Origin of the sequence: Paenibacillus thiaminolyticus (assembly GCF_003591545.1) — a bacterium.
GTDB lineage: Bacteria > Bacillota > Bacilli > Paenibacillales > Paenibacillaceae > Paenibacillus_B > Paenibacillus_B thiaminolyticus_A.
This window is the reverse complement of record NZ_QYZD01000017.1, coordinates 118,649-128,989: the sequence shown is the minus strand read 5'-3', so window position 1 is coordinate 128,989 and position 10,341 is coordinate 118,649. Positions and strand designations below refer to the sequence as shown.

Annotated in this window: 11 protein-coding genes; all 11 read right to left on the bottom strand. The window is 52.5% G+C overall.

Annotated features, from left to right (window positions below; all coding sequences use genetic code 11):
- Positions 1–56: 56 nt before the first annotated feature.
- The 11 genes from DQX05_RS18440 to yfmF all read right to left on the bottom strand — a co-directional run bounded on the left by DQX05_RS18440 (position 57) and on the right by yfmF (position 10,311).
- Positions 57–1,313 carry a competence/damage-inducible protein A gene (locus DQX05_RS18440; protein ID WP_119794967.1) on the bottom strand — a complete coding sequence of 419 codons (1,257 nt, stop codon included), beginning with the start codon at positions 1,311–1,313 and terminating at the stop codon, positions 57–59.
- Positions 1,314–1,442: 129 nt separating this feature from the next.
- A complete protein-coding gene (pgsA, locus tag DQX05_RS18435; protein WP_087441371.1) occupies positions 1,443–2,021 on the bottom strand; it encodes a CDP-diacylglycerol--glycerol-3-phosphate 3-phosphatidyltransferase in 579 nt (192 codons plus the stop codon).
- Complete coding sequence (gene rimO, locus DQX05_RS18430) at positions 2,018–3,346, bottom strand: 30S ribosomal protein S12 methylthiotransferase RimO (protein ID WP_119794966.1); 1,329 nt, start codon at positions 3,344–3,346, stop codon at positions 2,018–2,020. The genes pgsA and rimO overlap by 4 nt, the downstream gene beginning before the upstream one ends.
- A 315-nt stretch (positions 3,347–3,661) precedes the next feature.
- Positions 3,662–4,150, bottom strand: coding sequence for a YajQ family cyclic di-GMP-binding protein (locus tag DQX05_RS18425; RefSeq protein ID WP_119794965.1), 489 nt, complete (start codon positions 4,148–4,150; stop codon positions 3,662–3,664).
- 108 nt (positions 4,151–4,258) lie between these two features.
- Positions 4,259–4,423, bottom strand: coding sequence for a hypothetical protein (locus tag DQX05_RS18420; RefSeq protein ID WP_006678365.1), 165 nt, complete (start codon positions 4,421–4,423; stop codon positions 4,259–4,261).
- 137 nt (positions 4,424–4,560) lie between these two features.
- Positions 4,561–5,472 (bottom strand): helix-turn-helix domain-containing protein, encoded by a 912-nt coding sequence (locus tag DQX05_RS18415; protein WP_119794963.1) that lies wholly within the window; start codon positions 5,470–5,472, stop codon positions 4,561–4,563.
- Positions 5,473–5,520: 48 nt separating this feature from the next.
- Positions 5,521–6,285 carry a DUF3388 domain-containing protein gene (locus DQX05_RS18410; RefSeq protein ID WP_119794962.1) on the bottom strand — a complete coding sequence of 255 codons (765 nt, stop codon included), beginning with the start codon at positions 6,283–6,285 and terminating at the stop codon, positions 5,521–5,523.
- A 237-nt stretch (positions 6,286–6,522) separates the two neighbouring features.
- Positions 6,523–6,777 carry a DUF3243 domain-containing protein gene (locus tag DQX05_RS18405; protein WP_119794961.1) on the bottom strand — a complete coding sequence of 85 codons (255 nt, stop codon included), beginning with the start codon at positions 6,775–6,777 and terminating at the stop codon, positions 6,523–6,525.
- Positions 6,778–6,877: 100 nt separating this feature from the next.
- The gene (gene ymfI, locus DQX05_RS18400; RefSeq protein WP_119794960.1) at positions 6,878–7,624 is read right to left on the bottom strand and encodes an elongation factor P 5-aminopentanone reductase; all 747 of its coding nucleotides are present in this window, start codon (positions 7,622–7,624) and stop codon (positions 6,878–6,880) included.
- A gap of 116 nt (positions 7,625–7,740) precedes the next feature.
- Positions 7,741–9,024: an EF-P 5-aminopentanol modification-associated protein YfmH gene (yfmH, locus tag DQX05_RS18395; RefSeq protein WP_119794959.1), complete on the bottom strand. Its 1,284-nt coding sequence runs from the start codon at positions 9,022–9,024 to the stop codon at positions 7,741–7,743.
- Between the two features lie 3 nt (positions 9,025–9,027).
- Positions 9,028–10,311 carry an EF-P 5-aminopentanol modification-associated protein YfmF gene (yfmF, locus tag DQX05_RS18390; protein ID WP_119794958.1) on the bottom strand — a complete coding sequence of 428 codons (1,284 nt, stop codon included), beginning with the start codon at positions 10,309–10,311 and terminating at the stop codon, positions 9,028–9,030.
- Positions 10,312–10,341: the final 30 nt, after the last annotated feature.

Below are 10,341 nucleotides of genomic sequence, written 5' to 3'. Positions count from 1 at the left end.
ACAAGTGACATTTTCATAGCACAGTTAAAGTGACATTTTCACAGACGATTGACAGCTTATCCATACTGCCGCGCACAGGTCCACAGCCGGTACATGACCGCATTCACGGTTCTCAGCCGAATCGTCGAACGGTCTCCTGTCAAGCGAAGCTCCTCGACCTGTGTGTCTCTCCCCTTCTCGGCGATGGCGATATAGACGAGGCCGACCGGCTTCCGTTCGGAATGGCCCGGTCCCGCGACGCCCGTAATCGCGATCGAGAAGTCCGTAGCCGCGATGTCCTGCATTCCTTCGGCCATCGCCTTCGCCGTCTCAGCGCTGACGGCTCCAGGAGCCTGCTCTCCTTCAAGAAGCTCGTGCGGGACGCCAAGGATTCGCTCCTTCATCTCATTCGAGTACGTGACAGCGCCTCCCTGAAACACATCCGAGCTTCCCGGAACGGACGTAATCATCTCGGCGAATAATCCGCCGGTGCAGCTCTCGGCCGCCGACAGCGTAAGCTTCCGCTCGCTCATCAGCTGAAGCAGCGCCTCCGGCAAGGAGATATCCTCCGCCGTGAACAGATGCTCTCCGATACGGCTCATAATGGCCGACTCCGTCTCAGCAAGGCGCTGCGCCGCTTGCCGGTCATCCGCCGTCTTCGTCGCGAGACGGACCAGCACTTCGCCTTCCTTCGCATAGGTGGCGATCGTCGTATGCTCCTGCGCCTCGATCAGGTCGCGAAGCATATCCTCCAGCTTCGATTCGCCGATTCCCGCGAACTTCAGCTTCCGCGTATGCAGCACCGCTTCATCCACCAGTCCGCTGCTGTGCAGCCATGGGATGACTTCCTGCTCGAACATCGGTTTCATCTCGCGCGGCGGTCCCGGCAGCAGGATGAAGCCGGTGCCGTCCGCCAGGAGCGCATTGCCGAGCGCAAGTCCCGTCTCGTTCGGCAAAATCGTCGCGCCCTCGATAACCATCGCCTGGCGCTTGTTGCTCTCCACCATCGGCGTTCCCCGGCGGGAGAACATGTGCTCCATCTTCGCCACTGCAGCTTCGTCCAGGAAGGTCTCGCGTCCCAGCAGCTCGGCCACGATATCCTTCGTAATATCATCCATCGTCGGCCCGAGGCCGCCTGTCAAAATAATGAGCCGCGAGCGGGTCCTCGCTGTCTCCAGCACATGGCGAAGCCGGTGTGGATTATCTCCGACAACCGTCTGAAAATAAACATCAATGCCAAGCAGCGCCAATTGCTGCGAAATAAACTGCGCATTTGTGTTTACGATTTCGCCGAGCAGCAGCTCCGTGCCTACGGCAATGATTTCCGCGTTCATCCTACATCATCCCTTTTCTGTTCAGCATAAGTGCACATTTCGAAGGATACCGTACTCGATTCAAGAAAAAATAGGCCTTTTTCCACACTGATCCAGACGGGAAAAAGCGCCTATTGTCCTGCAGCCAGGCTACGAGAAATGAAGCACACTTTTATTTTTGACAAAATAATCAATACCTGAATAGATCGTAATGATGGCAGCGATCCAGGTAGAGATCAGGTCGAACGGAATGCCCACCAGAACAAACGGAAAGTTGTTCAGCAGCATCGCGACGATGGCGGTAATTTGGGTGGCCGTCTTCCACTTCCCCCACTTGCTCGCGGCCATAACCGTTCCTTCCAGCAGAGCTACCTGGCGCAGCCCCGTAACGGCGAACTCGCGGCTAATGATGACGATCGCGATCAATGCGTCGCATTTGCCCATCTCGACCAGCGAGATGAGCACGGCGGCCACCAGCAACTTGTCTGCCAACGGATCAAGCAGCTTGCCCAGGTTCGTCACCATTTTGCGCTTGCGGGCGATATACCCGTCCACGCCATCGGTGCTTGCCGCGATAATGAAGATAAGGGCCGCGATAATCTGGTTGTACGTAATATAGAAGTCTTCTATCTGAATCGGCGGCAAATAATCAAAATTCACCAACAAGAAGAACATCATGATCGGCACAAGAAATATGCGAGTTAACGTGATCTTGTTCGCCAGATTCACAAGACACCCTCCCCGGCCAAATCAAATTCGAGTGCGTGCGTAATTTTGACTTTGGCGATTTCCCCGATGCTTAATTTGCAGTTCGAGATGAACACTTCACCGTCAATCTCCGGCGCATCATACTGCGAACGCCCGATATATACGTCGTTGCGGCCGTCATAACGCTCAACCAGCACATCCAGGGTGCGGCCGATATGACGCTCGTTCACGTTCTTCGATACTTCGCGCTGAATCTCCATCAGTGTATTCGCGCGCCATTCCTTCACTTCGTCCGGCACATGATCCGGGAGCCGCGTCGCCGCCGTGTCTTCTTCCGGCGAATAAGTGAAGACGCCGAGACGATCAAACTTCATCTCACGCACGAAGGAAGCCAAATTTTCGAAATCTTCATCCGTCTCGCCCGGAAAACCAACGATAATCGAGGTACGGAGGGCCACTTCCGGAATCTCCGCCCGGATTTTGCGAACCAGCTCGCGGGAATCGCGCTGGCGGCCCGGCCGGCGCATCCGCTTGAGAATCGTGTCTTCGCTATGCTGCAGCGGCATATCGACATATTTACAGATCTTCGGATTCGAGGCGATCATGTCGATTAGCTCTTCCGTGAAAAATCCCGGATATGCATAATGAAGACGAACCCACTCAACGCCGGGCACTTCGCTGACTTTGTTCATTAGCTCCGGCAGCTTGAAGCCATCATACAGATCGACGCCGTAATTGGTAGAGTCCTGAGCGATCAAGCTGATCTCCCTGACGCCTTGCTCCGCAAGCTGCTTCACCTCGGCCAGAATCGATTCCATCGAGCGGCTGCGGAATTTGCCCCGCATAATCGGAATGCTGCAGAAGGTGCAATTGTTATCGCAGCCCTCCGCGATTTTGACATAAGCGGTGTAGCGCGGCGTCGCAACTTTGCGCGGCAAGATCTGTTCATAGTTGAACACCGGATTGCCAACGTGGACCGGCTTCCTGCCTTGGAGCGCTTCGGCGACGATATCGTTAATTTTGTGGAAGTCCCCCGTGCCGACGATGCCGTCAATCTCCGGCATTTCCTCCAACAATTGTTCCTTGTATCGCTGCGTCAGACATCCGGAGACGATGAGCGCCTTCAAGCGGGCGGTCTCCTTCAAGTCTGCCAGTTCCAAAATCGTATTGACCGATTCTTCCTTCGCTGCATCGATGAACCCGCAAGTATTGACAATAATGACGGTTGCATCCTCCGCGTTTTCTACCAATTCATGCCCGTACTGATCCATAATTCCGGACATAATCTCGGAATCCACCAAGTTTTTGTCGCAGCCCAGCGTTACGATTTTGATTTGTTCTGTCATGTATACATCCCCCAACCCATCTGCAGCAGCAATAATAAAGGCCGTATAAAAAGGCTCTTTGAATAAGCAATGAATGCGTATAACGGTTCAAGAACGACTATAGATGTTACCTACCCTCATAACCTATCCATCTATATTTATTCTAGCAATAAGTAACGATATTTAAACGCCATTTCTATCTCATCAGTATAATACACGGTTCATTCCTCGTCAAAAAAACAGGAGAAGCCCAGCATCTCTCTCCTATAGACAGGGATGATGGGCTTTACCAAGGTCCGATTTTGATCACGAAGCTTAAACCGGCCTTTTTTGGGACTAACGGTAATTCGTAAACTGCAAATCCAATGGAATATCGGCCTCTCTCAGCAGATTCATAACGGCCTGCAAATCGTCTTTGTTTTTTCCGGTGACCCGAAGCTGATCGCCCTGAATTTGACTTTTGACCTTTAGCTTGGAGTCCCGAATCAAGATGTTGATTTTTTTGGCAATATCCTGCTCGATCCCTTGCTTCAGCTGGATACGTTGACGAACCGTACCGCCCGAGGCCGGCTCGAGTTTTCCATAATGCATGTTTTTAGGAGACAAGCCCCGTTTGATCATTTTCGATTGCAAAATATCGAACACGCTCTTCAGTTTGTATTCGTCATCGGACAGGACGACCATCTCATTTTTGTCCAGCGAAATATCGCTTTTGCTTCCTTTGAAATCATACCGTCCCCCGATCTCCTTCATCGCTTGCTGAACGGCGTTATTCAGTTCCTGCATATCCATCTTCGATACAATATCAAATGAGTACTCGGCCATGTTCATCTCTCCCTTTCCATAAAGTGCATGAACAACCTCTTCTTCAATATGTACAGCACAAAGGCACTCCTCCGCTGTATGGAGGAATGCCTGTGCCGCTAACGGCATTTAGTAACGGCTGCGTGAAGGCGCGCGGAACATATCCAGTACGCCAAGCACAATATGTGCCAGCCCAAATCCCAAAATCCCGTATCCCCATGCGCTCGGAGTCAAGTAATAGCCCAACAAGCTGACGATGACGCCCAAGCCTGTGACGATCCAACTTACTGCCATATTCGACACCTCACTTCCGGAGAGATTAAACGTGCGCCACAACATTATTCTCTCCCGTTCAGGTGCGATTATGCGATAGAGCATGCAGTCCGATCGTCCATCTCTTGAAATGGGCTTCTGTTCAAACCGTCCGCAATTTATTGGCCTCCGGAAGCACCGCCGCCCTCTGCCGCCAGCTTCTCCGCTTCTTCATAGGAGACGACCTTGACGATGACGTTGGTAGGGTTATTGGCGGAATTACCGTCATCCAGCGTGTGGCCTAACACGGTAATGGACGTATTATCCGTTCTCCCGGATCGGAAATACAATCCCGCTTCGGGGATTTCGAAGGTCTGCTTGAAATCCGCATCCACAGTGTCCTCGAACAATATCTTGCCTTGGCCGCTGCCTTCCCGCACGGAGATCCAGCTTCTGCCCGTAGCGGCAATCTCGGCTTCTACCTTACCGCCTTCCGGCGAGGCGACGGCATATTCGTATCCGTTCGCGGATGTGCGGGCAACGATAGGTTCCTTCTCCGGTTCAACCGGCGGCACCGTCGTTTCCGGCTCCTTGGTTCCATTGCCGCTGTCCGGGGGTGGAGTCTGCGCTCCGGCACCCGGTGTCTTCTCCCCCGTGGTGTCGCTTATAATACCCGAATTGTCAGATGTCTGATTGTCCGGTGTCTTATTGTTCACCACATAAAAATAAACAATCACAATGATCAAGGCGAAAAACGACCACATCAGTATCGTCGTTGCCCAACGCCCGAACTTGTCCGAATGAACCGCACGGCGCTTCTTCCGAATCATTGGCTCTACCGTCGTCTCCACTTCCGGAGCGGGAATATCATTGCGATAAAATTGCAGGAGCTCATCCGGATTCAAGCCCACCGTCTCTGCGTACGTCTTAATGAAGGCGCGTACGTAGAACGAGCCCGGCAGGACTTTGTAATCCCCTTCTTCTATCGCTTCCAGATAACGTTTGCGGATTTTGGTCGCTTCTTGAACGTCATCCAGCGTCAGGCCCTTCTCAAGCCTGGCCTTTTTCAACAACTGCCCCAATTCCGACACATTTTCACCTCCTGCACAAAATCTCTCCGGTTGGTGCTTTCTTCCTATTCAAAAATCATAATAATTCGCCGTAAAAGATTCATATGTAATTTCTTCATCGGGGCTATTCCGCAGTTCAATGATATAATCAAAGAAATCATAATCGTAACGGGTTTCCTTCACGAATATATCCGGATGCTCAATGACCTTCGTCGACGGCATACCGAGTATTTCCTGCAGCAAGGCCGCATGGCGTTCATTGGATCGAATAGTGCTCACGATGCCGTCTATAATGAAGATATTGTTGACATTCATCTCGTCCTCGGACATCTGGCTCCGCACCGTCTGGCGCAGAAGCGTTGAGGAGACGAAGGACCAGCGCTTCATGGAGCAGACGCTTCCGGCAATGATGGACTCCGTCTTGCCGACCCGGGGCATGCCGCGCACGCCGATCACCTGATGACCATCGCGCTTGAATATTTCGCCAAGGAAATCAACCAGCAAGCCAAGTTCGTCCCGGGTAAAGCGGAACGTCTTCCGATCGTCCGAATCCCGCTCGATATAGCGGCCATGGCGCACAGCCAAAATATCTACCAGCCGAGGCTGCCGGAGCGCTGACACCGTGATGTTGTCTACCTTTCTCAACATTTTGCCCATCACTTCGATTTTCTCGTCGTCATCGGTCTGAAGGAGCATGCCTCTGGTCTTATCCTCGACCCCATTAATTGTCAAAATATTGACCTCCAGCATGCCGAGCAAAGACGCGATGTCTCCAAGCAATCCCGGGCGGTTTTTATGTATTTTATACTCCATATACCACTGTTTGTACTTCATGACGCACCTCGTCCGCGGTTACAGTTCCGCCGTTTTCATTCTACAATACTCGGCACGCAAATTCCACCTGGCTTCACCGAACAAATAAGAAAAAGCGGTCACAAATTACCGCTTGGCGGACATATCCATTATAGCAGATTGTCAGCTTATATGACATGTCTTCCCGATCATATTTTTTTGAGATGAAAAGAAAGAAAGCTCTTTACAGAACTTCCTTCCTTTATCCAACAATGCTTTTTAGCTATGCTGTTCCGCCAATTTGACCATCAAGCTCGCCAGCACCTTCCGCTCCTGCTCGGTGCCGACTTCCCACAATTCCTTCAGCGCCCGGTTTTGCTGGTTTTGGGGGTCGACCTTCTCCTCCAGGAACGAACCGATTTCATAGGCTAGGTTAGAGATGGTCTCTTCGGTCATTCCCATTCCTTTCGCCTGCTTGACGCGCTCGCCGAGAAACTTTTTCCACGTGTCGAAATTTTTCATTACAGATGACATGAGAACGCCTCCTTGTGGCTAATTAAAATAATGCGTCAACAGTCGTAATATGGTCCACCGGAGCATGAATTATGCATGGAGCAAGCTGGCTGCAGAGGGGTTACGTCTGCCAGCCCCCGTTCGGGCTAATGACTTGTCCAGTAATGTAGCTGGATTCCGGCAACGCCAGGAAATAGACCAGTGAGGCAATTTCGTTCGGTGTGCCTAACCGGCCTGCAGGAATATCTTCCTCCAGAGCGCTCCGTTCCGACGTATCCAAATGCTTCATCATATCGGTATCCACAGCACCTGGAGCGACGGCATTCACGGTGACGCCGGACGGAGCCAGCTCCTTGGCCAATGATTTCGTGAAGGCATTGACGCCTCCTTTGGCCGTTGAATACATCACTTCACACGAAGCGCCCGTAATTCCCCATACCGAGGAGACGTTAATAATGCGGCCGTACTTTTGCGAGATCATATGCGGGGCGAAGCGCTGGGTGCAGAGGAACATTCCCTTCAGGTTGATGTTCATGCAATCGTCCCATTCCTCCTCCGTCACATCGGTGAACAGACCGTAATAGGCGGTTCCCGCATTGTTCACCAAAATATCTGGCGTAAAGCCTAACTCGTCCAGCTTTGATTTCATGCGGTCGATCTGTTCGGCCGAACGTAGATCGGCGCGAATCGTAATGGCCTCTCCGCCGTATGCAAGACAGGTTCTCGCGACTTCGTTGGCCGCTTCATGCGAGTTCAAGTAATGGATGATAACCTTCATTCCGACGGAGGCGAACCTGTGCGCAATCGCGGCGCCTATGCCGCGGCTTGCTCCGGTAATGAGCACCGAGGTGTCTGCCAATGCTTTCATCTGTCATGCACTCCTTTGTTCCCGCCGACCGGCAATCAGATCAGAAGGCGCGCCTGCCAGGCACGCCTTCCTCTTTCACCTTCGAAGAGCAACGCCTTTCGAAGTGTATTCATGCTTCAATCCGGCTTCTCGACGATCGAGATCGCCAGACGGTTCCAATCGAAATGATCCTGCAGCCGTTGGTGAATCTGTTCCAGTGTCAGCGATTCATATACGGAAAGTATATCAAATAAATCCGCATCCCGGAACTTAAACTTCGTGAATTCATTCGCAATAGTCTCTGGCGAGTTCAGCATTCGCAAGTAGGCGCCGATCGCCTTGCTGCGGATACGCTCGAAGGATGCCGGCTCAAATCCCGTCTTCTTCGTATCGTCTACCAGCTCCTGCACCCGCTCCACCAAACGGTCCGGATCCTTCGTCTCTCCTCCCATTATCGAGAAGGCGTAATCCGGGCTGCAGTTGAACTCGCTCCCGAACGAATCCGTCGTCAGCCCTTCCTCGTATAATATCTGGTTCAAGGCCGAGCTCGAGCCGAGCAGCAGATCCATCATGATCCGCGTCGCGACTTCATATTCCAGCAGGGCACGACCGTTCAGACCCGGCTTAGGCTCCTTGCATCCGAAGTAGCAGCGCGGCAGCGAGACCGGCAGCTTCGATACTTTGCGGGCTTCGCGCACCGTCTCGGGTTCGCTGTCAAAGATACGTTCGATTTTGCCCTGCGGCTCGAATGATTTGCGCGCCTGGTTCTCGCGGATTAAGGCCATCATTCGCTCCGGATCAACGCCCCCGACGATAAAGAGCAGCATATTGGTCGGGTGGTAGAACGTATGGTAGCATGTATACAGCGTATCCTTCGTTATCGTGCCGATCGATTCTACCGTGCCGGCGATATCGATATGAACGGGATGGACCTGATACATCGCTTCGATGAGCCCGAAGTAGACGCGCCAGGTTGGATTATCGCGGTACATATTGATTTCCTGAGCGATAATTCCCTTTTCCTTCTCCACATTTTCATCCGTAAAATAAGGACGCTGCACAAAATCGACAAGCGTTTCCACATTTTTCTCGATATTGCTGGTGGAAGAGAATAAATAGACGGTCCGATCGAATGTCGTGAACGCATTCGCCGAAGCCCCCTGCTCCGCGAAGGTAGCGAAGATATCGCCTTCCGGCTCTTCGAACATTTTATGCTCCAGGAAATGAGCAATCCCGTCGGGAACCTTGACGGCATCCTGCCCTTCTACCCGAAAGTGATTGTCAATCGAGCCGTACTTGGTGGAAAAGGACGCGTACGTTTTCTGGAAGCCGGACTTCGGCAGCACGTAGACATCCAGCCCATTGTCCATCCGCTCGTAATAGAGCGTTTCCTGTAGTTGGGAATAGCGGCGTTGTTCCATGTCTTATACCTCCTCCCGGTTGCGCAAGAAATAAATCATGTCGACATGAAACGTCTCGGCGGCGGCTTGAATGGCTGACGCCTCCATCTGCTCCGTGGCGGCGATCAATTGCGATGTCGTTCGCTCCTTGCCGGAGAGCACACGGTTGAAATCGAACCCGATCATTTCAAAGGCCGAATCCCCGATCTCACGCAGCTGATTGGCAATCATCGCCTTCGTCTGCTGCAGTTCCTTCGCAGCGATGCGTCCTGCCTTCATCGCTTCGATCTGCTCCAGAATGATCTGCTTTGCTTTTTCGTAATTCTGGAATTCAATTCCCGATTGAATGGCGCAAATCCCTTTATGGCCATCCAGCCGCGACGATGCATAGTAAGCGAGACTGTTCTTTTCCCTGACATGAATAAACAGCTTCGAATGCGGGTATCCGCCAAGCACGCCGTTGAACAGCAGAGCTGCGGGATATGCATCGTCGGCGTAGGTTATCGTGGAACGGAGACCAAAATTGAGCTTGCCCTGAGTCACTTCCAGCCGCTCGACGACCGTATTCGGTTCTCCCGTGCGCGGCACGGGGATTGAACGGGCATAAGGCGTCTCGCCTGCGCGGTTGATCCGGAATGATTCCTTTACGAGCCGTTCGACCTCCTCCAGACTCGTATCGCCGATCACATACACATCGATAGCCGAGTGCTCCAGCCATTGCTGGTAAGTGCGGTACAGCGAAGCGGCATCGATACCCTCCAGTTCGCGGCGGTTGCCAAGCGCATGAAGACGGTACGGTTCATCCTTGCACATCTCTTCGATGCAGCGCTCCGCCGCATAACGGATTTTGTCATTCACGATAGCTTCAATCCGCTGCATCAGCGTTTCTTTTTCTTCCTTCACATATTTAGAACGAAAGACGCCTTCTTGGGTCACCGGTGCCGTGATGCATCCTCCCAAAAACTCGAATGCCTTATCCAGCAAGGAATCGGCAGATTGCACAAAAGCGTCGTTAATGACATCCATTCGGAACTGCACAATTTGATAATCGCCACGCTTATAAATATCGAAGCCGAACCCGGCTCCATACAGTTCATCCAGTCTCTCTCGGAAGCGGATCGTCTCCGGGTGCGCTTCCGTCCCCCGCCGCAGCACGAATGGTGTCAGCGCCAGTGGAGTCACGGTGTCTTCCTGCAGCGGAGCGCCCATGTAGACGGCGATCGCATAGGTCTTGAACCGCTTCGTTGGCATGACGTGAAGGCGAATCCCATTGACCGTTCCTCGTTCGAACGTCGGTTGCTTCTTCATGTACTTACCCCTTTTCTTCCGTGTACGATG